This is a genomic window from Actinospineispora acaciae DSM 45401 (assembly GCF_000620785.1).
Taxonomy (GTDB): domain Bacteria; phylum Actinomycetota; class Actinomycetes; order Mycobacteriales; family Pseudonocardiaceae; genus Pseudonocardia; species Pseudonocardia acaciae.
Map to the genome: position 1 here is coordinate 604,037 of NZ_JIAI01000003.1, position 25,026 is coordinate 629,062.

23 protein-coding genes are annotated in these 25,026 nt (G+C 72.1%); 7 read left to right on the forward strand and 16 right to left on the reverse strand.

The window, feature by feature from the left end:
• Nucleotides 1–88: 88 nt before the first annotated feature.
• The 4 genes from N912_RS53175 to N912_RS0119710 all read left to right on the forward strand — a co-directional run bounded on the left by N912_RS53175 (nt 89) and on the right by N912_RS0119710 (nt 3,818).
• Nucleotides 89–1,135 (forward strand): class I SAM-dependent methyltransferase, encoded by a 1,047-nt coding sequence (locus tag N912_RS53175; protein ID WP_037065407.1) that lies wholly within the window; start codon nt 89–91, stop codon nt 1,133–1,135.
• 71 nt (nt 1,136–1,206) lie between these two features.
• Nucleotides 1,207–1,581 carry a MerR family transcriptional regulator gene (locus N912_RS0119700; protein ID WP_211261297.1) on the forward strand — a complete coding sequence of 125 codons (375 nt, stop codon included), beginning with the start codon at nt 1,207–1,209 and terminating at the stop codon, nt 1,579–1,581.
• 180 nt (nt 1,582–1,761) lie between these two features.
• Nucleotides 1,762–2,964, forward strand: coding sequence for a Tm-1-like ATP-binding domain-containing protein (locus tag N912_RS0119705; protein ID WP_028923762.1), 1,203 nt, complete (start codon nt 1,762–1,764; stop codon nt 2,962–2,964).
• The gene (locus tag N912_RS0119710) at nt 2,961–3,818 is read left to right on the forward strand and encodes a phosphoenolpyruvate hydrolase family protein (RefSeq protein WP_028923763.1); all 858 of its coding nucleotides are present in this window, start codon (nt 2,961–2,963) and stop codon (nt 3,816–3,818) included. The genes N912_RS0119705 and N912_RS0119710 overlap by 4 nt, the downstream gene beginning before the upstream one ends.
• A gap of 53 nt (nt 3,819–3,871) precedes the next feature.
• Here N912_RS0119710 and N912_RS53180 read toward each other — a convergent pair whose 3' ends face one another.
• On the reverse strand, nt 3,872–4,564 hold the full coding sequence (locus N912_RS53180; protein ID WP_084211017.1) for a sugar transferase: 693 nt from the start codon (nt 4,562–4,564) through the stop codon (nt 3,872–3,874).
• A 58-nt stretch (nt 4,565–4,622) separates the two neighbouring features.
• Nucleotides 4,623–5,330 (reverse strand): cytidylate kinase-like family protein, encoded by a 708-nt coding sequence (locus N912_RS0119720; RefSeq protein ID WP_342670867.1) that lies wholly within the window; start codon nt 5,328–5,330, stop codon nt 4,623–4,625.
• Nucleotides 5,331–5,417: 87 nt separating this feature from the next.
• Between N912_RS0119720 and N912_RS53185 the strand changes: the two genes are divergently transcribed.
• Nucleotides 5,418–6,275, forward strand: coding sequence for a helix-turn-helix domain-containing protein (locus N912_RS53185; protein ID WP_084211018.1), 858 nt, complete (start codon nt 5,418–5,420; stop codon nt 6,273–6,275).
• Nucleotides 6,272–6,703, forward strand: coding sequence for an acyl-CoA thioesterase (locus tag N912_RS0119730; protein ID WP_028923765.1), 432 nt, complete (start codon nt 6,272–6,274; stop codon nt 6,701–6,703). Before N912_RS53185 ends, N912_RS0119730 begins: the two co-directional genes overlap by 4 nt.
• Here N912_RS0119730 and N912_RS0119735 read toward each other — a convergent pair.
• On the reverse strand, nt 6,698–7,048 hold the full coding sequence (locus N912_RS0119735; RefSeq protein ID WP_028923766.1) for a nuclear transport factor 2 family protein: 351 nt from the start codon (nt 7,046–7,048) through the stop codon (nt 6,698–6,700). The genes N912_RS0119730 and N912_RS0119735 overlap by 6 nt on opposite strands.
• A 119-nt stretch (nt 7,049–7,167) precedes the next feature.
• Here N912_RS0119735 and N912_RS0119740 point away from each other — a divergent pair, with 119 nt between their 5' ends.
• Nucleotides 7,168–7,734 carry a hypothetical protein gene (locus tag N912_RS0119740; RefSeq protein WP_028923767.1) on the forward strand — a complete coding sequence of 189 codons (567 nt, stop codon included), beginning with the start codon at nt 7,168–7,170 and terminating at the stop codon, nt 7,732–7,734.
• Between the two features lie 7 nt (nt 7,735–7,741).
• Here the strand turns inward: N912_RS0119740 and N912_RS60515 are convergent, their stop codons facing one another.
• The 13 genes from N912_RS60515 to N912_RS53205 all read right to left on the reverse strand — a co-directional run bounded on the left by N912_RS60515 (nt 7,742) and on the right by N912_RS53205 (nt 24,821).
• Nucleotides 7,742–9,700: a serine/threonine-protein kinase gene (locus tag N912_RS60515; RefSeq protein WP_051580443.1), complete on the reverse strand. Its 1,959-nt coding sequence runs from the start codon at nt 9,698–9,700 to the stop codon at nt 7,742–7,744.
• 37 nt (nt 9,701–9,737) lie between these two features.
• Nucleotides 9,738–10,523: an FHA domain-containing protein gene (locus tag N912_RS0119750; protein WP_028923768.1), complete on the reverse strand. Its 786-nt coding sequence runs from the start codon at nt 10,521–10,523 to the stop codon at nt 9,738–9,740.
• Nucleotides 10,524–10,599: 76 nt separating this feature from the next.
• Nucleotides 10,600–12,540 carry a protein kinase gene (locus N912_RS0119755; protein ID WP_084211019.1) on the reverse strand — a complete coding sequence of 647 codons (1,941 nt, stop codon included), beginning with the start codon at nt 12,538–12,540 and terminating at the stop codon, nt 10,600–10,602.
• Nucleotides 12,541–12,581: 41 nt separating this feature from the next.
• Entirely contained in the window at nt 12,582–14,486 is a 1,905-nt protein-coding gene (locus N912_RS60520; protein WP_084211020.1) for a serine/threonine-protein kinase, read from the reverse strand.
• Between the two features lie 36 nt (nt 14,487–14,522).
• A complete protein-coding gene (locus tag N912_RS0119765) occupies nt 14,523–15,332 on the reverse strand; it encodes an FHA domain-containing protein (protein WP_037065409.1) in 810 nt (269 codons plus the stop codon).
• Between the two features lie 21 nt (nt 15,333–15,353).
• Complete coding sequence (locus N912_RS53200; RefSeq protein WP_156993772.1) at nt 15,354–17,426, reverse strand: serine/threonine-protein kinase; 2,073 nt, start codon at nt 17,424–17,426, stop codon at nt 15,354–15,356.
• 123 nt (nt 17,427–17,549) lie between these two features.
• Complete coding sequence (locus N912_RS0119775) at nt 17,550–18,596, reverse strand: NAD(P)-dependent oxidoreductase (RefSeq protein WP_028923771.1); 1,047 nt, start codon at nt 18,594–18,596, stop codon at nt 17,550–17,552.
• Entirely contained in the window at nt 18,593–19,702 is a 1,110-nt protein-coding gene (locus N912_RS0119780; RefSeq protein WP_028923772.1) for an ABC transporter ATP-binding protein, read from the reverse strand. Before N912_RS0119780 ends, N912_RS0119775 begins: the two co-directional genes overlap by 4 nt.
• Nucleotides 19,699–20,814, reverse strand: a complete 1,116-nt coding sequence (locus N912_RS0119785; RefSeq protein WP_028923773.1) for an ABC transporter ATP-binding protein — start codon at nt 20,812–20,814, stop codon at nt 19,699–19,701. Before N912_RS0119785 ends, N912_RS0119780 begins: the two co-directional genes overlap by 4 nt.
• Nucleotides 20,814–21,683, reverse strand: a complete 870-nt coding sequence (locus tag N912_RS0119790; protein WP_028923774.1) for a carbohydrate ABC transporter permease — start codon at nt 21,681–21,683, stop codon at nt 20,814–20,816. Before N912_RS0119790 ends, N912_RS0119785 begins: the two co-directional genes overlap by 1 nt.
• A 5-nt stretch (nt 21,684–21,688) precedes the next feature.
• On the reverse strand, nt 21,689–22,633 hold the full coding sequence (locus N912_RS0119795; protein ID WP_037065413.1) for a carbohydrate ABC transporter permease: 945 nt from the start codon (nt 22,631–22,633) through the stop codon (nt 21,689–21,691).
• Nucleotides 22,634–22,692: 59 nt separating this feature from the next.
• Nucleotides 22,693–24,141, reverse strand: a complete 1,449-nt coding sequence (locus tag N912_RS0119800; protein ID WP_051580446.1) for an extracellular solute-binding protein — start codon at nt 24,139–24,141, stop codon at nt 22,693–22,695.
• A complete protein-coding gene (locus N912_RS53205; protein ID WP_245645343.1) occupies nt 24,138–24,821 on the reverse strand; it encodes a histidine phosphatase family protein in 684 nt (227 codons plus the stop codon). The genes N912_RS0119800 and N912_RS53205 overlap by 4 nt, the downstream gene beginning before the upstream one ends.
• Between the last annotated feature and the right edge of the window lie 205 nt (nt 24,822–25,026).

Sequence of the window (25,026 nt, forward strand, 5' to 3'; positions counted from 1 at the left end):
TTCGGATGCCTGTGACATCGAATCCGACATCTGTCGAGTGCCGTCGGTGTATGTCCGCTGCAAGCGCTCGCGGCTAACCTGACGGCCCATGCGACTCGGCCTCGTCGCGGGCAGCCCCATCGAGTGGCTGGCCGTCCGGCTCAACCTGGTTCCCCGCCCGCTCATGGACACCCAGGTGGCGTTCACCCTGGCGCAGGTCATCATGGTGGCCAGCAAGATCGGCCTGTTCGACGCGCTGGCGTCCGGACCGGCCACCGCCGAGCAGCTGGCACGCCAGTGCGCCACCAACCCGGCCGCGACCGAGAAGCTGCTGCCCTCCCTGGTCGCGTCCGGCTACCTGCGGGCGCGCGCGGGGCGCTACGAGCTGACCGGGCTGTCCCGCAAGTGGCTGGTGTCGAGCAGCCCGCGCTCGCTGGCCGACAAGCTCGCGCTGCAGTTCCAGGAGTGGACGCTGCTGGAAGGCTCCGAGGCGTTCGTCAGGTCCGGAACGCCCGTGGACGTGCACGACACGCTCTCGGACGACGAATGGGGCCTCTACCAACGCGGCATGAAGGCGCTGTCCGGCAGCCTGACCGGCCCGCTGGCCAAGGCCGTGCCGATCCCCGCCGGCGCCACCGACCTGCTCGACATCGGCGGCTCCCACGGCGCCTACGCGGTGGCGCTGTGCCGGCGGCACCCGGGGCTGCGCGCGGTCGTGCTGGACCTCCCGGAGGCGGTGCGGCACGCGGCCGGGCTGCTCGCCGCGCAGGGCATGGGCGAGCGGGTCCGGCACCGGGAGGGTGACGCGCTGGCCGACGACCTGGGCGAACGGTGCTACGACGCGGTGACCATCATCGGCGTGGTGCACCACTTCACCGACGAGCAGAACCGCGCGCTCGCCGCCAAGGTGGCCCGCGCGCTGCGCCCCGGCGGGACGTACACCATCGCCGACTTCTTCCGGCTGGACGACCCGGGGCGGGCCGATCAGGTCCCGGCGCTGATGGACTTCTACTTCGCGCTCACCAGCCGCTCCGGCACCTGGCCGCCGGACCGGATGGCGGACTGGCAGCGCGAGGCGGGGCTGGCGCCGGCCAAGCCGGTCCGGCTCGCGGCGAGCGGCGGCGTCGGGCTGCAGTCCGCGACCAAGCCACGCTAATGTGACACCTCGACGTCGACCGGGGCGTCGACTTGACGTAAATGCGCTCCCTACCCCTTGAGACTGCACAGGTGGATGACGGTCTAACAATTGCCGAGCTCGCGCAGCGGACCGGGCTGACCACACAGACGCTGCGTTCGTACGAGCGGTCCGGGTTGCTCGCCCCTGACCGCTCGTCGAACGGCCGGCGCCGCTACAGCGAGGACGACCTGGCCAGGATCCGATTGTTGTCCCGGCTGCGCGCCACCGGCATGACCGTCGCGGACGCGCGCGACTACGCCGAGCTGGCCAGGTCCGAGTCCGAGACCGCGGCGCGCCGCCACGAGGTGCTCGTCGCCCACCGCCAGCAGGTGCTGGCCCGGATCGACCGCCTGCACGACGACCTCGCGCTCATCGAGTACGAGATCCAGCGCCTGTACCCGCACAACGGCTCGCGCCTGCGGTGACCACCGCGACCCGGGTGTGCTGAGACGCCCGACTCGGTGTGCTGAGACATTGGCTCGCTCGCAAGCTCGCTCGCTGGAGGTCGGTCGCTGCGCTCCCTCTCTAACGCCCGACTCGCGGACGGGTGGGGGCGGGCGGTAGGACTGGGGCGCGGACTTGTCGGACGGTGTGGGGAGGCGGGCGTGCGCGGGAACGGCTATGTGGTCGGTACCTTCGACACGAAGGGCGCCGAGCTCGGCTATGTCGCGGAGCTGCTGCGCGCGGCCGGGATCCAGGTCACCACCGTGGACCTGTCCACCACGGACGGACGGCAGGAGCACCCGCCCGACGTCACCGCGCGCGAGGTCGCGGCGCACCATCCCGACGGGGCGGACGCGGTGTTCACCGGCGACCGGGGCAGCGCCGTCACCGCCATGGCCGTCGCGTTCGAGCGGTTCCTGACCGGGCGCGACGACGTCGGCGGGGTGCTCGGACTGGGCGGCTCCGGCGGCACCGCGTTGATCACCCCGGCGTTGCGCGCGCTGCCGGTCGGGGTGCCCAAGCTGATGGTCAGCACGGTGGCCGGCGGGGACGTGTCCGGCTACGTGGGCGCCAGCGACATCGCCATGCTGCACTCGGTGACCGACGTGGCCGGGCTGAACCGGATCTCCCGACAGGTGCTCGGCAACGCCGCGCACGCGCTGGCCGGCGCGCTGGCCCACGAGATCCCCGCCGCCGAAGACAGACCGACCGTCGGTCTAACTATGTTCGGCGTCACCACCCCCTGCGTCACCGCCGTCGCGGCCGCCGTCGCCGAGCAGGGGTACGACCCGCTGGTCTTCCACGCGGTCGGCACCGGCGGGCGGGCAATGGAGAAGCTGGTGGACGACGGCCAGATCGGCGCCGTCCTGGACATCACCACCACCGAGGTCTGCGACCTGATAGCGGGCGGCGTGTTCAGCGCCGGCGAGGAACGGCTGGACGCGATCGCGCGCGCCGGCGTGCCGTACGTCGGCTCCTGCGGCGCCCTCGACATGGTCAACTTCGCCGCGCCGGAGACGATCCCGCCGCGCTACCGCAACCGGCACTTCTACCGGCACAACCCGCAGGTCACGCTGATGCGCACCACCGAGCAGGAGTGCCGGCTGATCGGCACCTTCATCGCCGGCAAGCTCAACGCCTGCGAGGGGCCGGTGCGGTTCCTGCTGCCGGAGGGCGGGGTGTCGATGCTGGACGCGCCCGGCCAGCCGTTCCACGACCCGGCCGCCGACGAGGCCCTGTTCGCCACGCTGGAGAACGAGGTGCACCAGACCGACCGGCGGCGCCTGCTGCGGGTGCCGCACAACATCAACGATCCCGAGTTCGCCGAGGTGGTCATGACAGCGTTCCGAGAGGTCACCCGATGAGCCGACACTCCCGGCACGAGCTGGTCGAACGGTTTCAGGACATGGCGCGGCGCGGCGAGCCGATCGTCGGCGGCGGGGCCGGCACCGGGCTGTCCGCCAAGTGCGAGGAGGCCGGCGGGATCGACCTGATCGTGATCTACAACTCCGGTCGGTACCGGATGGCCGGGCGGGGGTCGCTGGCCGGCTTGCTCGCCTACGGCAACGCCAACGAGATAGTCGTCGAGATGGCCGCCGAGGTGCTCCCGGTGGTCGAGCACACCCCCGTGCTGGCCGGCGTGAACGGCACCGACCCGTTCCTGCTGCGCGGGCGGTTCCTGCGCGAGCTGGCCGAGCTGGGCTTCGCCGGGATCCAGAACTTCCCGACCGTCGGGCTGATCGACGGGGTGTTCCGGGCCAACCTGGAGGAGACCGGGATGGGGTACGGGCTGGAGGTCGACCTCATCGCCGCCGCCCGCGAGGCCGACCTGCTCACCACCCCGTACGTGTTCGGCGCCGACGACGCCCGCGCCATGACCCGCGCCGGCGCCGACCTGATCGTCTGCCACATGGGCCTGACCACCGGCGGCGCGATCGGCGCGGAGACGGCGAAGACGCTGGACGACTGCGTCGAGCTGATCGACGAGTGGGCCGCCGCCGCGCTGGACGTCCGCGACGACGTGCTGGTGCTCTGCCACGGCGGCCCCATCGCCGAGCCGGCGGACGCCGCCCACGTGCTGGCCAACGCGCGGCACTGCCACGGCTTCTACGGCGCCAGCAGCATGGAACGGCTGCCCACCGAGCGGGCGCTCACCGAACAGACCCGCGCGTTCAAGGCCGTCGGTAGGCGCTCTGACGAAATCCGCGACTCACCCTGACAGCGTTTCTCCCCCGCCTCCCCAGCCACCACGACCCGACTCGCGGACGGGTTTTAACGCGCGCTGCGGTCCCTGATCATGGACGGGATCGTGCGGACCAGGATGGACAGGTCGGTGACCAGGGTGCGGGAGCGGACGTAGGCCAGGTCCAGGTGCAGCATCTCCAGGGTGCCCATGGTGGAGCGGCCGGAGACCTGCCAGAGGCCGGTCAGGCCGGGGCGGACGGAGAAGCGGGGCTGGAACTCGGCGGGGAACATCCGGGCTTCCCACTCCAGGCAGGGGCGGGGGCCGACCAGGGACATGTCGCCGAGGACCACGTTGATCAGCTGCGGCAGCTCGTCCATGCTGGTCTTGCGCAGGAACTTGCCGATCGCGGTGACCCGGGGGTCGCTGTCCAGCTTGTGGCTGCCGTTCACCGAGGTGTCCTCGCCGCGCAGCTCGGCGGCGATCAGCTCGCGCAGCAGCTCGTCACCCACGCCGTTACGCATGGTGCGGAACTTGTAGATGGTGAACGAACGGCCACCCAGCCCGACCCGCCGCTGCTTGAACAGCGCGGGGCCGCCGCCGGAGGAACGGATGAGCAGCCCGACCACCAGCATCGGCACCGCGAGCACGAGCAGGGCCAGCGCGGCGGCCGTCAGATCGAGTACCCGTCGCGCGACTGCCTCCCAGGTCAACGTGGGCAAGCCGGCGTAGAACACGTCGCGGGCCGAGTCGGCGTGTGGGTCGGCTTCAAGGGGGTGCATCGCATTTCTCCCGGGATCCATGGCAGCACCCGGGGTATCGAGCGACGGCCCGCTTCCGTTACCCGTTCGAGTGATCCGCTGCCTTGGCTGTGGCGGTGATCAAGTCTATGCATGTGTCCAGTGACAGCCGGGTGCTGTCCAGCAACAGATCGTAGTGGCTCGGGTCTGTGGGATCCGCGCGGTAGTAGTGCCGCACGTACGTGGTGCGCGCGCTGTCGTTGCGACTGAGGGCTTCCCGCGCCTCGTCCTCGGAGATGCTTCCCATGCTCATCGCCTGCCGCACCCGGCGCTCGGGATCTCCGTCCAGCCGGACGTGCAGCGCGGTCGGGTGGTCGCGCAGGACGATGGCGCCGGCGCGCCCCAGGATCACCCCGCCCTTCTCGCCGACCGCCTTGCGGATCGCGGTCTCGGTGCACGCGACGAACTCGCTGTCCGGCAGCAGCACGGTGCGCGGCGGCGCGTACCCGATCATGAAGTCGCTGGACATCGGCGCGGCGGCGGTCAGCACCCGCTGCAGCCAGCCCTTGCACTGCTCGTCGCGGGCCAGCGCGTCCTCGTACGACACCCCGAGGTCGGTGGCCACCTGGGCCGGGATCGCCCGGTCGATGAACGGCACGCCGAGTCGCTCGGCCACCGCCGGACCCACGACCCCACCACCCGCGCCATATGCGGCGGACAACGTCACGACATACATTGCCCCGCCTCCCATCTCAAAAAATACGTTGACAGATCGTAGACGAGTGTGGGTCCAATCACGAGGCCACATACGGCGAGTACGACCGAACGGCGGTCACTCGCGGTAGCGAGCCGTAGGTCACACCCCCCGACACCGCAACGGTCGCAGAATGGCCTGGTGGGTGTGCCATTGCGGGCCTCGGCGGTGCGCGAGCGGGCGGACGGGCGGCTGTGGTCGCGTTACCGCCCGTACCTGCCGGACGGGTCGGTGCGCGCGTTCGGCGAGCGGGGCTGGCGGGGGCACGGCGGCTGGGACCGGTCGCTGCGGGTGCTGCCCGACGGCCGCATGGACCTGATCGCCCGCGAGGACCGGCTGGTCGTGGTGCTCCCGGCGGCGGAGGTGCGGCGCTTCGAGGTGCGCGCGGCGGACCGGCCGGTCGGGCTGCGCATCCGCTGCGGCGCGGCCGGCGCGCTGCTCGGCTGCGACCTCACCGAGCTTGCCCCGCTGGCCGGGCACACCGGGGAGATCGACCTCGCCGACCTGTCCGGCGAGCTGGCCCGCGCCGCCCGCGCCGCGCTCGGCCCGGGTGGAACGCCGCGCCCCGACACGCTCGACGCGCTGGTGCGGGCGCTGCAGCGGGCCGGGCGGCGGCCGGACCCCTCGGTGCTGCGCGCGGTGCACCTGCTGCGGGCGCCGGGCAGCCGGGTGGACCGGGTGGCCGAGCGGCTGGGCCTGACCCCGCGCACCCTGCACCGGCGGGTGTGCGCCGAGGTCGGCTTCGGCCCCAAGCGGCTGCACGCCGTGTTCCGGTTCCAGCGGTTCCTGGCCAGGGTGCCGGCGCTGGCCGGGCGGGAGGCGAACCTGGCCGGCCTGGCCGCCGAGCTCGGCTACGCCGACCAGTCCCACCTGGGCCGCGACTGCCGGCTGCTGGCCGGCACCAGCCCCGCGCGGCTGGTCGCCAGCTGGACCCGCGGGGGCGCTGTCCGAAACGTTCCAGACGCGGCGGCGGATGATCAGCCATTCTCCGACCCGTGAGCACACCACCCGTCACGTTCCGCACCAGCACCGGCGTCCGCCTCGACGACCTCGACACGAACTGGCACGTCAGGGGGCCGGCGCTGCTCGCCTACGCCGACCATGCGCGCTGGGAGTGCGTGCGGGCCGCGGGCATCGACCTGCCCGACCTGATGGCCCACCGGATCGGCCCGGTCAACCTGGAGACCACCATCCGGTTCCGGCGCGAGCTGCGGCCGGGCGAGCGGGTCGAGATCTCCTGCGCGTTCGAGTACGGCGACGGCAAGACCTCGCGGGTGTTCCAGGAGCTGCGCACCCCGGACGGCACGCTGGTCGCCGAGGTGTCCAGCGTCGGCGGCCTGCTGGACCTGGACCGCCGCCGCCTGGTCGAGGACCCCGGCGCCCGCTGGCGCGCGATCGCCACCGACCCGTCGCTCCTCGGGTTATGAGCGCAACGGATAGGTGTCGAACACCAGCGTGTCCGAGGTGATCTTGCCGTCCTCCACCACCAGGTGGTCCACCGCGCGGATGGTGCCGAACGGCCCGGTCGCCATGTCGTAGATGATCATGGCCTGCCGTTCGTCGCCAACCGCCGCGATGATCGTCACCCCGGTGACGGCGCCGGCGAACTCCGCCACCGCGGCCGCCACCTCGTCCGCGCCCCTGACCGCCGCCCGAGGGCTCTCGAACACCACGTCGTCGGCCAGGTAGCCGCGGATCGCGGCCAGGTCCCCGCGCCCGAACGCCTCGATGTACGCCGTCGCCACGCCCGCCGTGGCACCCTGCTCGCCCACTGTCGTCCCTCCGTCGGCTGGAAGCTCCCCCGTACAGACCGGCGAGCCCGGCCGGACTCATCGCTCGCCGTTCGATCGGTTCGGGAGGGGTCCCAGCCGCGCCCGGCGACGATTGCCGCATGACACGACTCAGGCGCGCCGTCCGGGGCGCAACGACGCTGCTCGCCGCGCTGGTCGCCGCCGCGGCGCTGTCCGGCTGCACCGTGAGGTTCTCCACGTCGGGTGCGGGCACCCAGCGGTTCCACCACCCCGACTACCAGATCACCTTCGACTACCCCAACACGCTGCGCGAGACCGACGACGTCAGGTTCGACGTGACCGCCGGGGGGCGGAGCACGCGGGACAAGGCGGTCGCGCTCTACCTCGACAACGACAACATGATCGTCGTGGAGCGCGCGACCCTGCGGGGCTCGATCACCAAGGACAACCTCGCCGAGGCCCAGCGGGAGGTCGAGGAATTGGTCCCTCAACTGGGCACCCTGTCGGAGCCCGGCAAGCAGGTCGAGCGCGCCGGGCTCCCCGGTCTCGAGTACAGGCTCACGCTGCGTTCCGGGAAGCCGAGCCACATCCTGTTCCTCTTCGACGGCACCGTGTACTACAGGGTCGTCTGCGAGTCGACCGACCAGCGCCGCCAGCAGATCACCGAGGCCTGCGACATGGTGCACCGGACCCTCGCCCACACCTGACGGTCCTTCAGCGGAGCTTGCCGAGGGCGGCGACCGCGAGTTCGGTGGCGCGGGCGCAGAGCTCGGGGCCTGGTTGTGGGCCTTCGAGGGACAGCTCGAGCACCTCGACGTCGCCCTGCGCGGTGGGCGTGGGCCGGGTCGCAACCATGGCCATGCATCGCTGGGCGGCCCGGGTGCCGGGCACGAGCTTCGTCCAGGCTCGCCGGCCGGCGATGGTGGTGGGTGCCCCGACGTCGGTCTGGTCGGCCTCGAACAGGTTGAACAACGTGTACACGCTCGGGCCGCCTTTTTTCGTCGAGTCCCAGGTACAGCTCCAGTTGGCGAATCCCGGAACACGGTTGTACGGCTCGAGGTCGGGCACGGTGGCCAGGGTCGAGGGGTCGAGAAGGGCGCAGGCGTCGTTGTCGGCGATGCGCCATTGGGCGGTGCGGCCGGGGCGATAGACGACTCCGTCGCGGTCGAGTACGTTGACCGCCGCGCTGATTCCGACCCAGGCGGCCGCGCACAGGTCAGGAAAGCCGGCTCCGACCGCTTGGACGACGATCTCGGAGCGGTCGGACAATATGATGTATCCGCTGCAGTGCACCGCATAGAAGCCGGACTCAGGGGTGCGGCGATGCACAACTGTTATGTCACCGACTCGCTGTTTCTCGCCATCGCGATCCGACACCGAGGATACGGGTTCGCGATAGGAGACGAGGAGACGACTGTCTTGTCTGCCGACTCCTATTCCCGCTTCACATGACTGCAACGCGCCCTTTCTCACGCGGACGGTCACGGGCTCGCCGAACTGGCGTAGCCAGGTGGGGTCGATGAGCGCGCAGGGGTCGGCCGCACGGGGGTCGCCGGACAGGGTGATGGGCCGGATCGCGGCGGGCAGCGGCGGGGCGCCGGTGGGGGCCGTGTTGTCGAGGAGTCGCGGCAGCGCGACGGCCAGTCCGGCGGCGAGCGCGAAGGCGGCGATCGCGGCCACGGCCATCGGGCGACGGGGCCGGCGGGCCGGGCGCGGCTCGGGCGGGCCCGGTGGCTGGCCACCGAGCGTCGGCGCGCCCGGGCCTGCCAGGGCCGTTGGCCTGCCACCGCCGAGCGTCGGCGGGCTCGGGGCGGGCACCGGGTAACGGGTGCGCAGGGTGCCCTCCGAAACGCGGCGGGCGAGGGCATGGAGCTGGTCACTGACGGTGGCGGCGTCCGGCCGGGTGTTGGGGTCGAGCTCGAGCAGCCGCATGATCAGCGAGGTGAGCGGGGTGCGCGTGGCCGGCGGGTTGATGGGGTAGGTGGCGACGCGGAGCAGCATCCGGCGGGGGTTGGGATCCTCGCCGTACGGCGGGGCACCCTCGATGGCGCGGTAGAGGGTGGCGCCGAGGGAGAAGATGTCCGAGGCCGGGGTCGGCGGCTCACCCCGGGCCACCTCACGGGCCATGTAGGCGGGCGTGCCGGACACCGCGTTGTCGCCGGTGAGCAGCTGATCGTCGGCGGCGGCGTGGGAGAGCCCGAAGTCGGTGAGCTTGACGGTCCGCTGGTCGACGCCGATCAGAATGGTGCCGGGCCTGATGTCGCGATGGATGACGCCACGGTCGTGGGCGGCGGCTAGCGCGTCGGCAACCGCCGCCCCGATGCGCGCAATCTCGATCAGGCTCATCGGCCGGCCATCGGTGAGCGCCTCGGTCAGGCTGGCCGCCGGCACGTATTCGAGCACCAGCCAGACGTCGCCGTCGGACTCGATGACGTCGTAGATGGTGACCACGTGGCGGTGACCGCGCAGCTGGGCGGCCATCCTGGCCTCGCGCAGGATGCGGGCGCGGGCCAGTTCGGCCTGTTCGGCGGGCAGGTTGGCGAAGCTCACGTGCTTGAGCGCCACGCGTTGGGCGAGCAGTAGGTCCTCGGCCTCCCACACCGTGCCGGTACCGCCCCGGGCGATCGAGCGCACCAACCGATACCTGCCGAACAGCCGCTCGTGCCCCTCCATCTGCCCTCCCCCGTAGTCCGTCGCCGGCACGTGGTTCCTAGCCCGTGCCCGGAGGGTTGCCAAGCAGCCGCAGGTCGGGCGGCACCACGGTGGTGTCGACCAACAGCTCCACCAGAAGGTTGTGGTTCAGCGTGTCATCATCCTGCCCGGCGAGCTGGTCACGGGTGAGTCCGGCGACGGTGCGGGCCAGTCGGGCACGGACCTCGCGCACCGTGTCTTCGGCGGCCCCAGGCGTCCATCGTTGGTCGGGTTGCAGCTCGGCGAGCTGTTCGGCCACCTGGTTCCAGGTCCGCGGTTGGGGGTTCGCCTCGTGGCGCAGGTAGCGCTGGCCGAGCGCCACCAGGACGAGGCGCTCCCGGGCGGTGAGCTCCCAGGTCGCGGGCCGGCCGGCGGGGTCGGCCGGTGGTGCGGGCGGCGGTGCGGGCGGTCCCGGTTCCGCCGGGCTCGCGACGCGTATCTCGAGCAGGTGCTCGCGGCCGGGTCCGGTGCGGATGAACACCGGGGTGTAGCTGACCGGCAGCGGCTGCTCGTGCCCGGACGGCAACAGCTGCGAGCCCGGCAGCCGGATCGGGACGACGCCGGTGTTCCGGATCGTCCATCGCTGCCCGTCACAGTGCAGCAGGCCGTGCCGCCGGCTCACCCGGGGGTCGTCCTCGCCGACGGCGATGTGCACCCCGGGTTCGTCCCGGCCGAACAGCAGGTCCAGCCCGGCGGCCGGGGCCGCCGCGACGCCGCCGTGTGCACCGAGCGCGACCAGGCTGCCGGGTTCGCACTCGGGCAGGCCTCGGGCCAGGCTGGCGGTGTCTGGAGGGAGCTCTCGCACGGAGCCGGCTCCTCGGCCGGTCTCGACCTGGGTCATGGAGGTCCCTTCGGTGGTGGGCCGGGGGCGTTCGGCGCGGTCAGCCCGCCGGGGGCAGCTTGGGCGCGACCGCGTTGGCGACGGTCACGGCCTGGGCGCAGGACAGGTCGGCGTTGGGCTGTGGCCCCGCGTACGCGGTGACCGCGAGGTACTCGTCGAGCCTTTCGCCGCTTTCCGCGACATAGGTTCGATGGTGCAGGTAGAGGTAGCACGCCGTCGGAAGGGTCAGACCGGACGCGTCGATGCTCCAGGCTCGCCTGCCCCCGATCGGCGCGATTTCGCGTGCCGTGGGGGGCGCTCGATAGGCGACGATGCCCAGCACCAGCCCGGGCGCTCCCGCGTCGCCCCGACCCCATATGCAGGACCACGCGTTGAGTCCTGGTCTTCGCCTGGCCGTGTCGATGCCCGGTATCGCGCTGAAGGTGGCCGGGTCGGCCAGCGTGCAGAAGTCGACGGTTGTCAGCGCGTTGGCTGGAACGGCGAGTGGACGCCTGCGGACGGCGTGGTTGTTCAGCGCCGTCATGGCGACGGTCATCGCGGTCTCGGCGACCGCGCACAGGTCGGTGAGGGCACCCTTGCGGCTCTCGGCGCGGATCTCGACCCTCAGTTGGTCGGGTAGCACGATCGTGCGTTGGCACTCCCCGACCCGGACGGGTGTGCGAAGGATGCGCAGCCCGTCGACCTGCTGGACGTTCTCCCGAGGATCCGCCTCTTCGGGGGTGTCGAACTCGACGGTCAGGACGACGAACCCGGGGCTGACCGTGACCTCCACACCGCACGCGGCGGGTGACAGGTAGTCCGGATGAACTGTGCCCTTGCCCAGCGGCCGGACCGAGTCCGGCGAGACCAGGCTGCACGGGTCCGCCGTGCGCGTGTCCCCGAGCAGCGACGGTGGCGCCGGCGGACCGGCGGGCGGGGGCACGGGCCGGCTCGTGGCGTTCAAAACGATCACACCCGCCCCGGCGAGCAGCGCGAACACCGCGATCACAGCGAGCGCCACGCGGCGACGGCTCGTTGCCGGTGGGTGGGGTGGCCAGACCTCCGGCGACCAGCCGGTCGGCGGCGGTCCGATCGGCGGTCCGGTCGGCGGCGGTCCGGTCGGCGGCGGTCCGGTCGGCCGGTGCGGCGGCGTTCCGGCCGGGGGCATGACCGGGCCGGTGTGGCGCTCGGACGTCGGCGTCCCCGCCTCGGCGGGCGGTGCCGGCGGCCCGGCCCAGGCCAGGTGGGCCGGTGGCGCCGACGGCCGCGCCGTCACCCGGGCCGTCAGCAGGGCCGTCAGCTCGCGGGCGGCGGTGGCCGCGTCCGGCCGCCGGGCCGGCTCGGGGCTCAGCGCGTGTCCCAACAGGTGCTCCACGAGCTCCCCGCCGCCGTGACCGTCCCCGGCGTGTTCGAGGGCGGCTCGCACCATGGCGGCCCACCCGAACACATCACCGGCCGGCGAACGGGTGCCGCCGGCGGCGAGCTCGGGTGCACCGTGATGCGGCGGGCCGCCAGTGCCCAGGTCCGGATGGGTCAATGCCAGGCCGGCGAGGCGCGCGTGGCCGTCATCGCCGAGCATCACCAGGCCGGCGTGCACATCGCCGTGCACCACACCCGCGCCATGAGCCGCCGCCAACCCGTCGGCCGCATCGCGCCCCCAGCTCAACACGTCCGAGACGGTGACGCGATACGCCTGGAGAACCCCGCGCAGGGTGCGCCCCGCCAGTCCCTCCGAGACCAGCCACACCGTTCCGGCGTCCGCGATCGCCGCCCAGACCCGCACAAGATGATCACTCCGTACCCGCGACGCGATGCTCACCTCGCGCGCAACCCCCGCGTACACCGCCGGGTCGAGAACTCCCTGGACCCGGCCCGGCACCTCGAACAGGCCGACCTGCCGATCCGACCACTCGTCCAGCGCCCGCCACACCGATCCCGCCCCGGTGTCCCGGACCTGCTCGAGCATCCGGTAGCGGTCAGCTACCAGTCGATGCGTCCGCATCCGTCTTCCCTAGCGCGGCCATTGCACTTCTCGTCCGCCCATCAGTGCAGCTTGGTGAGGGCGGTTGCCGCAACCTCGCTGCCGCGGGCGCAGAGCTCGGCCGCGGGTTGTGGGCCTTCGAGGGAGAGCTCGAGCATCTCGGTGGCACCCATCGCGGTTGGGGCGGGGCGGGTTATCACGTACAAGTGGCACTTCGCGGGGTTTTTGTCGCCGCGGCTGATTTTGGTCCACGCTCGCCGGCCCGCGATGGTCGTGTCGTTGCCGTAGTCATCGACACGCACGTTATCAAGGCGGAAACCCATATACAGTCGTGAAGCATCTTTCTGGGTCGCTCCCCAGGTACAAGACCAATTCCCGAAGCCTGGAAAGCGGATGTTCGTGTCGAGGCCGGGAACGGCGGCCAGGGTGGCGGGGTCGAGGACCGCGCAGGCGTCGTTGCTGGTGATGAGCCATTCGGCGGTGCGGCCGGGACGGTAGGTGATTCCGTCGCGGGCGAGCCGGTTCACCGCGACGGCCGTGGCGACCTCGGTCGCCCCGCATATGTCGGAGCCGTCCGGCCCGTTGGTTTCGAAATAGATCGCGGTTCGATCGGCCAACAGGATCACGCTGTCACAGGACGTGACGAAAAGTCCGGTCTGGACGGAGCGGCGCACGATGGTGAGGTCCCCGAGCTGCTGTGGCTGGCCGCCCAGGTCCGACACCGTCTTGGGCGTGTTGAACTTGACGTCGAGGACCATGTCGCCGTTGGGAACGGTGATCCGCGCCTGGCACGCCTCAGGGGTGTAGCTGATGTTGGTGGTGATCACGGGTTGGCCGAACTGGCGCAGCCAGGTGGGGTCGATGAGTGCGCAGGGGTCGGCCGCGCGCGGGTCACCGGACAGGGTGATGGGTCCGACGGCCGTGGGGAGGGGCGGGACGCCGGTGGGAGGCCCGTTGTCCAGGAGCTTGGGCAGCGCGACGGCCAGCCCGGCGGCGAGCGCGAAGGCGGCGATCGCGGCCACGACCAGCCATCGGCGCGGCTTTCGCGGCGGTCGCGGTGCGGGCAGCGGCGGCGGCCGGTGGCCACCGGGTGGCGTGGTCGGGCCGTAGTGCTCGTCGAGCGGGGGGTAGGTCGCCTCGGCGAGCCGGCCGGAGAGGACGTGGAGCTGGTCGCGCGTGGTGGCGGCGTCGGGCCGGGTGCTGGGGTTGAACTCGAGCAGCCGCATGATCAGCGGGGTGAGTGGGGTACGTGTGGTGGGTGCGTTGATCGGACCGGTGGCGACGCGGAGCAGCAGGCGGTTGGTGTTGGGGTCCTCGCCGAAGGGTGGGCTGCCCTCGGCGGCGCGGTAGAGGGTGGCGCCGAGGGAGAAGATGTCCGAGGCCGGGGTCGACGGCTCACCCCTGGCGACCTCGCGGGCCATGTAGGTGGGGGTCCCGGAGACGACGCCGACGTGGGTGAGGGCGTTGTCGTCGGTGGCGGCGTGCGAGATGCCGAAGTCGGTGAGCTTGACGGTGTGGTGGTCGGCGCCGATGAGGATGTTGCCGGGTTTGACGTCTCGGTGGACGATGCCTCGGGCGTGGGCGGCGGCGAGTGCGTCGGCGACCGCCGCCCCGATCCGGGCGATCTCGGCCGGCCGGAGGCGCCGGCCGGTGGTCAGGGTCTCGGTGAGGCTGGCCGACGGCAGGTATTCGAGGACCAGCCAGACGTCGCCGTCGGACTCGATGACGTCGTATATCGCTATAACATGAGGGTGACCGCGCAGTTGGGCGGCCATTTTGGCTTCGCGAAGGGTACGGGCGCGGGTCAGTGCGGCTTGTTCGGCCGGTAGGTCAGCAAAGCTGACGTGTTTGAGCGCCACGCGTTGGGCGAGCAGTATGTCCTCGGCTTCCCACACCGTTCCCATTCCGCCCCGGGCGATCGAGCGGACCAGCCGATAACGGCCGAACAGCTCCTCACCCGCCTCCATGCTTTTCTCTGTGCGCACTGGCCGCCGGTTCCATTTCTAGCGTGTTTCTGACGAGGGGTCGAGCAAGCTCAGGTCGGGCGGCACCAGCGTAGTAGTGACGAGAAGCTCCGCCAGCAGGTTGTGGTTGAGTGCGTTGCCCACGGGTTCGCCGACCTCGTCCCTGGTGAGCCCGGCGACCGTGCCGGCCAGCCGGGAGCGGACCTCACGAACGGTGTGCTCGGCGATCTTGGGCGTCCACCGCTGGTCGGGTTGCAGCTCGGCGAGCTCTTCGGCCACCTGGTTCCAGGACTGCGGTTGCGGGTGGGCCTCGTGTCGCAGGTACCGCTGGCCCAGCGCCACCAGCACCAGCCGCTCGCGGGCGGACAGCGCCCAGGTCGCGGGCCGGCCGGTGGCGTCATCGTGGCGCGCCCACATCCCGTCCGAGGTGGCCGAGGCGACCCGGAGCTCGAGCAGGTGCTCGCGGCCGGGCTCGGTGCGGATGAACACCGGGGTGTAGCTGACCGGCAGCGGCTGCTCGTGCCCGGACAGCAGCAGCTGTGAGCCCGGCAGCCGGATGGGCACCACCCCGATGTTGCGGATCGTCCACCGCCGCCCGTCGCAGCGGAGCACGCCGTGGCGACGGCTCACCCGGGGGTCGTCCTCGCCGACCGGAACGTGCACCTCCGGTTCGTTCCGCCCGAACAGCACGTCGAACCGGGCGGCCGGGTCGACCTGGATGCCGCCCCTGCGGGCCAGCGCGAACAGCGTGCCGGGCGTACAGCGCGGGACGCCTCGTGCCAGGCTGCCCGTGTCGGGGGGCAGCAGTCGCGCCGACGTGCTCGTCGAACGGCTGGGTACGGATGTCATCGATCGTCCTTTCCGAGCCGGTCAGGAGGGCGGGGGCAGCTTGGGCGCCACGGCGTTGCCGATGGCGGTGACCTGTGCGCAGGCCACGTCGGAGTTGGGCTGCCGCCCCGCGTAGACGGTGATCTGCAACAGCTCTCGAAGGGCGCTTCCGTCGGGCGTGACGTACGGGCGGTGGTAGATGTCGAGCGTGCACGAGTTCGGCATCGACGAGTCGTAGTTCGGCCGCAGTCGTGCGTCCCTGCCGCCGACCGAGATGGGTCGCTCGTCCGCCGGCGGCATGATCAGGGTTATCACCTCCACCTGCGGAGCGGACGGATAGGTAGGGCTGTAGCCCCATTGGCAGGACCATCCGTTGAGCCCCGAACGCCGCAAGCTGGTATTGAGCCCCTGGACCGGCGCGAGCACGGCCTGGTCGAACAGCGCGCACTGGTCGATCCGGGTCAGCGTGTTCGGAGATTCGACGAGTGTGCGGTGGGTGACCGCGTGGCGGTTCAGCGCCTCGACGGCGGTGGCCGTTCCGATGTCCGCCACCGCGCACAGGTCGGTCGTCGCCGTTCCGAGGACGACGTGAGCGTCGATCATGACTCGCAGGTTGTCGGGCAGCACGACCGCGCGGGGGCACCCGCCGTCCTCCGGACCTCGGCGGTAGACACGCAGCTCACCGACCCGTTCAGGAGCCTCGCTCGGACTCTCGTGAAAGGCCTCGGCGAGTCGGGCGGAGAGCACGACCCGCGCCGGGCTCGCCGGGTTGACCTGAATCGAAATGCCGCAGCTACCGGGCGTGAGGTAGTCGGTGTGACGCTTCAGCGCGCCGAGGTGTCGAACGGATTCCGGCCTGAGCAGGCTGCACGCGTCCGCCGTGCGCGTGTCACCGAGCAGCGACGGCGGCGCCGGCGGTGGTGCCGGGGCCGCCACCGGCGGGGCGGACGGGGACGGCGCATCGAGCGACTTCCCGACGAGCCTGTACCCGACCACGACGAGACCGGCCAGCAGCGCGAGCACGATGACCGAGGCGACCACCAGGATCGTCGTGCGGCGGGAGCCACCGGGGCGCGGCGGCCGGCCCCCGTGCGGCCAGCCGGGCGGTGGACCGAGCGGTGGGCCGAGCGGAGGTACGGCGGCCGGGGGTGCGGCGGCCGGGGGTGCGGCGGTGAACGCGGGCGCGGGCCGCCGGGGTGGTGGGACCGGGCCCGGTGGGAGTCCGCGAGGGGGAGCCGGCGCGTGGTTCGCCGGCCTCGGCGCCGGACCCGCCGGCTGGATCCGCCGGTGCGGCGGTGCGGGCGGCACGGTGACGACGTCGGTGGGGCGTTCGGCGACCGGGGCGGGCGGCCCCTGACGCGCCCCGGACGCCACCGTCATGGCCGTCATCGCCCGCTCCAGCCGGTGGCCGGCGGTGGCCGCGTCCGGCCGCCGGGCCGGGTCGGGGTCGCGGGCCTGCCCGAGCACCTCCCAGATGCCGCCGCCGTCATGTGCCACGCCGGCGGCGGCCAGCGCCGTGCTGATCATGGTGGCCCAGGCGAACACGTCGGCCGCCGGTGACGGCGGCGCGCCGAGCTGGACCTCCGGGGCGGGGTGACGCGGCGGGTCGGCGCCGTCGGGTCGGCCGGTGGGCGTGGCGCCCAGCCCGGTGAGGTGCGCGGCGCCGTTCTCGTCGACCAGCACCAGCCCGGCGTGCACGTCGCGGTGCAGCAGCCCGGCGCCGTGCACCGAGGCCAGCGCGCCCGCGACCTGGCAACCCCAGCGCGCGATGTCCAGCGGCGCGACGGGCGAGTACTCGAGGACGGCGTGCACGGTGTGCGCCGCATGCCTGCCCGGGTCCTGAGACACCACCCACAACGCCTCTGGGGTAACGGCCAGGTCCGTCACCCGCGTGAGGTGGGGGCTTCGCACCGCGCAGGCGACCGCCACCTCGCGGGCCACCAACGCGCGGGTCCCGCCCGGATCGTCGGCGCCCGGAGCCGTACCGGCCGCCCGAGTCAGGATCACCTGCCCGTCCGCCCACCGATCCAGCGCTCGCCACATCACGCGGCGCTCGGTGTGCCCGACCAGTTCGAGAAGCCGATACCGGTCGTTCCTCAACTGGGGTGCCTGCATGCCCCAATTCCTAGCCCCCCGCGCCCGGGAACCCTCCCAACGCGCCTACACCCGCCCTGACCACCTCAGACTCTAAGGGCACCGAGCGCCCACGCGAAGCGCATTTATCCGCGCCCGGGTCGCTCACGCGGTCGGCAGGGCCTCCGGGTTGGCGCAGTGGGCGGGGCGGCGGCCACGGAGCACGGCGGCCACCTCGGTCGCGATGCGCGCGGCCGACTCCTCCGCGACCTGACGCGACGCCCCGGCCAGGTGCGGGGTGGCGAACACCTGCGGGCGGGCCGGCAGCGGGTCGCCGGGCGCGGGCGGTTCCGGGTCGAACACGTCGAGCACCGCGCCGCGCAGGTGGCCGGAGGCGAGCGCGGCGTCCAGCGCGGCGGGGTCGACCAGCTCGCCTCGCGCCGTGTTGACCAGCAGCGCGCCCGGGCGCATCGCGGCCAGCGCGGCGGCGTCGATGATCCGGCGGGTCTCGGCGGTGAGCCGGGCGTGCAGGCTCACCACGTCGCTGCCGGCCAGCAGCTCGTCCAGCGTGACCAGCCGGGCTCCGACCCTGGCCGCCTCCTCGGGCGCCGCGTACGGGTCGTGGGCGAGGACGTGCGCGCCGAACGCGGCCAGCAGCTCGGCCACCCGCAGCCCGACCGCGCCCAGCCCGACCAGCCCCACGGTGGCCGCCCGCAGCTCCAGCCCGACCCGGTCGAAGCGGAACCCGGTGCCGTCCCAGCGGCCGGCGGCCAGCTCGGCGGCGGCGACCGGCAGCCCGCGCATCGCGCAGATCATGGTGCCGACGCAGTACTCGGCGACCGCGCCCAGGTTGCGCCCCGGCAGGTGCACCACCGGGACGCCGGCGCGGGTGGCCGCCGCCAGGTCCACGTTGACCGGCCCGCCCCTGGTCACCCCGACCACCCGCAGCGTGCCCTTCCCGGCCTCCAGCACCTCGGCGGTGACCGGCGCCAGGTGGGTGACCAGCGCGTCCGCCCCGGCCACCAGCGCGGCCAGCTCGCCGGGGTCGCCGGCCGCCTCGCGCACGCCGTCCCCGTCGTCGAACGGCTCGCTCGGCCAGCGCGAGTCGGTCCGGACGGTGGTGACGCCGTCGATCGCCCCGGACACGCGCGAGGCCAGCAGCGCGCCGGAGATGAACTGGTCGCCCGCGCAGACCACCCTGGTTCCGGTCACCGCAGCCGACCGCCGTCCTCGGCGCCGAACAGGTACACCCGCTCGGGCGCCGCCGTGATCACCACCGTGTCCCCGGAGGTGAGCGGTTCGCCGGGGTCGACCTGCACGACCACCCTCCTGCCCACGCCCGCGAGCGCGACCGTGGCCAGCCCGTACTCCAGCAGGTTCTCGTACACCTGGACCGTCGCGGTCAGCGAGTTTCCGGACGAGCGGTGCACCCGGCAGTCCTGCGGCCGCAGCCCGACCGTCACCTTCGCGCCGTCTCCTGCCCCGCCGCCGGCGACCGGGAGCACGCCGGCGTCGCCGATCCGTACCCCGTCGCCGTCCATCACCCCGTCCAGCAGGTTGATCGGCGGCTCGCCCACGAAGTCGGCCACGAACCGGCTGGCCGGGTCGTCGAAGATCTCGTCCGGGGTGCCGAACTGGCGGATCTCGCCGGCGTCCATCACGGCGATCCGGTCCGCCAGGCTCAGCGCCTCCAGCTGGTCGTGCGTGACGATGATCGTGGTGTAGCCGAACTCGCGCTGCAGCACCTTCAGCTCGCGGCGGACCCGCTGGCGCTGCCCGGCGTCCAGGTGCGAGAGCGGCTCGTCGAGCAGCAGCACCGGCGGGTTGCGCACCAGCGCGCGGGCCAGCGCCACCCGCTGCTTCTGCCCGCTGGACAGGTTGGCCGGGCGCAGCTCCAGCAGGTCGGTCATCTCCAGCCGCTCGGCGATGGCGTCCACTTTCCGGCGCGCGTCCCGGTCGCGGCGGGCGCGCAGCCCGTAGGCCAGGTTCTCCCGCACCGACAGCGGCGGGTACAGCGCGTAGCTCTCGAACCCGACGCCGACGTGCCGCTTGCCCGCCGGCAGGTCGCCCACCGACCGGTCGCCGATCAGGATGCGCCCGGCGGTGACCGTCTCCAACCCGGCGATCATCCGCAGCGTGGTCGTCTTGCCGCAGCCGGACGGGCCGAGCAGCGCGACCAGCTCGCCGGGCTCGATGTCCAGGTCGATGCCCTTCACCGCCTCGAACGGCTCGCGCCCACGGCTCCGGTACGTCTTGCGCAGCCCCTCCAGCCGAAGCCGCTGCGCCACCTGGGCCGGCGCCGTTGCGGCCGCCGTCATCGGGACCCTCCGGCCGCCACCTCGTCGGACACCTTCCTGGCCGCACCGATCCTGGCGCTGTCCTCCCCGGGACCGAACACATGCACCCGTGCCCAGTCCACCGCCAGCGTCACCGCTTCACCCTCCCTCACCCGCTGGTCGGCGGTGACCGCGATGACGGACTCCCCTGAGACGTCAACGCTCAGCTCCACCAACCGCCCCAGCCGCTCCGCGAGCGTCACCCGCCCGCGCAGCACCAGCCTGTCCGCCGGGACCGCGCCCGTGACCAGCGCGAGGTCCCGGGGCCGGATGCCCAGCCGCACCGCGTCCGGCGAACCCTCCGGCACCCCCACTGTCACACCCGCCCACCGCGCCACCCCGCGCTCCACGGCCGCGTCGAACAAGTTGATCTCCGGCTGGCCGAACATGCGGGCCACGAACGTGTCCACCGGCTCGTCCCACACATCTCCAGGGGCGCCCACCTGTACCAACCGCCCGTCCCGCAGCACGCCCACCCGATCCCCCAGCGCGAGCGCCTCCTGGTAGTCGTGCGTGACGTACAGCGTCGTCGTCCGCGACATCTCGCCCAACTGCTTCAACTCCGCGCGCATCGCCGCCCGCAGCTTGGCGTCCAGGTGCGACAGCGGCTCGTCGAGCAGGTAGACCTCCGCCGGCCGCACCAGCACCCGGCCCAGCGCGGTGCGCTGCCGCTGCCCGTTCGACAGCTCCCTGGGGAACCGCTGCAGGAGATGATCGATCCCGAGCGTCCTGGTCACCGCCGCGATCCGCTCGGCCTGCTCGGCGGCGGTGAACCGGCCGGCCCGCCCGGAGCGCAGCGGCGAGGCCAGGTTCTGCTCGACGGTCTTCTGCGGGTACAGCGCGTAGCTCTCGAACGCCATCGCCACCCTCCGGTCGTACGGCTCCACCCGCGTGACGTCCCGCCCGGCGATCCGCACCTCCCCGGAGACCGAGTCGACCAGCCCGGCCACGCTCTTCAACGTGGTCGTCTTGCCCGCGCCGGACGGCCCGAGGATGACGAAGAACTCCCCGTCCGCCACCTCCAGGTCCAGCCCGTGCAGCGCGACCTTCCTGCCGTACCGGGCGGTCAGGTTCTCCACGGCCAGCGAGCCCACTACGCCTTCACCGCCCCGAACGACAGCCCGCGCACCAGGTACCGCTGGATGGACAGCGCCACCAGCAGCGGGGGCAGCGCCGCGATGATCGCCGCCGCCGCCGTCAGGCTGTAGAACGCCTGCCCGCCGCCGCCGAGGAACCTGGTCACCGCGACCGTCACCGGCGGATGGTTGCTGCCGGTCAGGATCAGCGGGAACACGTAGTTGTTCCAGGCGAAGATGAACGCCAGCAGCGCCGACGCCGCGATCCCCGGCCGGACCAGCGGCAGCGCCACCATCAGGAACGCGCGCTTGCGGGTGTAGCCGTCCAGCAGCGCGGCCTGCTCCAGCTCGGCGGGCAGGTCCTGGAAGTACGACCGCAGGATCCACACCACCAGCGGCATGGTGACCAGCTGCAGCACCCACACCATGCCCACCGTGGTGTCGAACAGCCCGAGCTGGTTGTAGATCACGAACAGCGGGACGATCACCATCAGCTCCGGGGCGAACCGGAACGACAGGATCGTGAACATCACGTCGCTGGACCCTCGGTACTGCCAGCGCCCCGCCGCGTACGCCGCCGGGATGCCGATCACCAGCGAGACCAGCACCGCGCCCACGCAGTTGAGCACGCTGTCCAGCAGCGCCGAGGTGAAGTTCACGCTGGTCAGCCGGGCGCCGTCGGCGGAGAGCACGGTCGCGAAGTTGCTCAGCGTGGGGGTGAACTCGAAGTACGTGCTGACCTGCTCGGCCTCGGACTTCAACGACAGCAGCACCAGCCACACCAGCGGGAACAGCGAGAACAGGAACCACGCCAGCAGCATCAGGTCGGCGCCCACCGACGCCGGCGAGAACCGCCGCTGGCCAGGGGCTCGTTCACGGATGGCCACCTGGGTCACACCTCCGATCCGGCCGCTCGGCGCTGCGCCTTGGCCAGGACGCTCACCAGGTAGCGGGCGGTCAGGAACACCAGCGCCCAGAGCAGGAACATGTACGTGCTGCCCAGCGAGTAGTTGAAGTTGATGATCGAGTTCTGGTACGCGTTGATCTGCAGCGTGCGGGTGGCGTCGCCGGGTCCGCCGGCGGTGAGCACGAACACGTGGTCGAAGATCTTCAGGCAGTCCATGAACCGGAAGATCACCGCGACCAGGATGTACGGCCACATCATCGGCAGCATCAGCCTGCGGAACATGTAGAACCAGCCGGCCCCGTCCACCGCCGACGCCTCGAACGGCTCTTTCGGCAGCGACCGGATCCCGGCCAGCACCAGCACCGCCACGAACGGCGTGAAGATCCACACGTCCACCAGCACGACAGAGATCAGCGCGTGCGTGTCGCTGAGCCAGTCGAACGTCGAGCCCAGCCCGAGCACGTGGTTGAGCACCCCGAACTGCGGGTTGAACATCAGCTTCCAGAGCACGCCCGCGATCACCGGCGCGATCATCAGCGGCAGGATCAGCACCCGCTCGAACACCCGCCCGACCAGGCTGGACCTGTTCAGCAGCAGCGCGATCCCGATCCCCAGCACGGTCTCCGCCGCGGTGGCGGCCACCGCGTAGACCAGCGTGACCCGCACGCTCGCCCAGAACGCCGGGTCGGACAGCACCGTCCCGAAGTTGCGCAGCCCCACCAGCACCGGCTCCGGCACCACCGCCGCGTAGTTCAGGAACGCGTAGTACACCCCCAGCCCGAACGGGTACAGGATCCCCACGATGATCAGCACCGCCGGCAGCGACAGCACGTACGGCCGCATCCCCCGCCGCCACGCCGGCACCGCCCTCGCCCCGCCGCTCTCCGCCGCCCCGGTGTGACCGGGCCGAGCCGGCGCGCTCGTCGTCATCGAGTCCTCCCTGGTCAGGACCCGTGAGTGGTTAGCGTTGTCATAGCAACGCTAACCACTCACGGGTTGTTCACGGCGGAGGTGCTGGCGGCGGCCAGCTTGTCCAGTCGGGCCTTGGCGTCCTGGCCGGAGTAGATGTCCTGCAGCGCGGACGCCCAGTCCTCGGTGGTCTTGAAGAACTGCTTCTGCGGGGTGAACTTGATGTCGGTGGTGTCGATGACCCGCTCGAACGTCTCCTGGTAGCCGGGGAAGTTGCCCAGGGTCTGCTTGAAGGCGCCGTTGAACACGGACGCCCGCGTGGGGTCGGCGAAGCCGCGCTGGCCGCGCTGCACGGCCTTGGTCTGGGCCTGCTTGCCGGTGGCCCACTGGATGAACAGCCAGGCGGCGAGCTTCTTCTTCGACGCGGAGTTCATCGCCAGCGACCAGGTCCACAGGTTGGTGGCGTAGCTGCCGTCCGGGCCGGCCGGTCCGGGGTGCCAGGCCAGGTTGCCGGCCTGCGCGGCGTTGCCCTTGATGTTCTGCGGGTAGGTCGCGGAGTCGGCGTCGTAGACCATCATCGCGGTGCCGGCGCCCAGGTCGGACGTGCAGTTCGGGTACTCGTAGGTGGTCCACGAGGTGGGGCCGGCCTTCTTCGCCAGCTCCACCCACTTGCGGGTGAACGCCACCGCCTTCGGCGAGTTCATGGTGGCGGTGAGCTTGCTGCCCTCGCGGGTGTAGTCGACGCAGCCCTCGCGGGTGAACTGGGTCATGAACCCGGGGTGGATGGTGGCCCACGAGCGGGAGCCCCGGAACGCCACGCCGTAGCGGTTGTTGGCGCGGTCGGTGAGGTCGATGGCGAGCTGCATGAAGTTGTCGAAGCTGTCCGCCGGCTTGATCCCGCGCCTGTCGAACTCGGCCTTGTTGTAGCAGACCACGTTCGTCTCGAAGCCCCACGGGATGGCCCACTGCCCGCCGGTGCCCAGCGGGCTGCCGGTCTTGAAGTCCCACGCGGTGGAGCGGCGCAGGCCCACGTAGATGTCCTCGAAGTCGTAGTCCGGCGCGGTCGCCGAGGCGTTGTGCAGCCACGGGTTGAGGTCCTCCATCCAGCCGGGCGGGCCGTAGGTCCAGATGAAGTAGGCGCCGGTCATGAACGCGTCGTAGTTGCCGGCGCCGCTGGCCAGCTCGGTGTTCAGCCGGGTGAAGTAGTCCGCCTCGGCGACCAGGTCGGCCTTCACGTTGATGCCGGTGAGCTGGGTGAACTCGGCCAGCAGCGGCTGGAACGCGACCTGGTAGGGGTGCGGGGTCTGCAGGATGGAGATCTCCTGGCCGGCCGCCTTGCGCCAGTCGAACCCGCCGGTGACCTGGGAGGCGCCGTTCTCGTTGCGCCGCCCGCCGCCGGTGCCGACGCCGCAGGCGGCCAGCGCGCTGGCCGCGCCGAGGGCCGCGCCGCCCACGCCGAGCATGCGCAGCAGATCACGTCGGGGCAGGTCACGTCGGGGCAGCGCGCCGACCGGTCGGGTTACGTTCATCGGGGCCTCCGGGGTGACACGGGTTCGGGGGTCAGGCTCGCGTTCAGGCACAGCAGGGCCGGCGGGCGGTCCGGGTCGGTGGGCGTGGCCACCCGCAGCCGGGTGACCGCCACGTTGTCCAGCCGGGGCAGCACGTCGCGGTAGCGCGCCACCGCGATGCCCAGCCAGGAGCACAGCGCCAGGCGCAGCGCCGTGTTGTGGCCGACGACCAGCACGGACCCGCCCCGGTGACGGTCGGCCAGCGCGCGCAGCCCGTCGCGGACCCGGGTGGCCGCTTGCTCCGGCGGCTCGGCCCCGGGGAACGGGTGGCGCACCGGGTCGGTCACGAAGGCGGCGGCCAGCTCGGGCTCGTCGTCCCGCAGCTCGGCCAGGGTGCGGCCCTCGGCGATCCCGAAGTCCACCTCGCGCAGCTCCGGCACGACCTCCGGCCGTACGCCCAGCTCGGCCGCCGAGTCTTCCGCCGTCTGCCGGGCTCGACGCAGCGGCGAGCAGGCCACCGCGTCGTGCGGGTGCTCACGGACCCAGGCGGCCAGCGTGCGCGCCTGCTCGCGGCCGACGTCGTCCAGCTCCAGGTCGGTGACGCCGGCGTAGCGGTTCTCGGCGTGCCACTCGGTGCGGCCGTGGCGAACCAGGGTCAGCTCGACATCCCCTGCCGGGACGTCACCCTGGAAACCGAGCACCGCTGCTCCTTACCACCGCACCAGTCACGTGATCAGACAGCGGGCGCCAGGTGTGACCCGGTTCACCGCCCGCCAGGCTGGGCGTCACAGTATGACGGCGGTACATCTCAGGTCAATATGTGTAGCTAACGTCGTTTCACGTGATGTTGGCGTGACGAACATCCGCCTGTCGCCGAAGATCTCATCAGCAAGCGTGATTTTCACA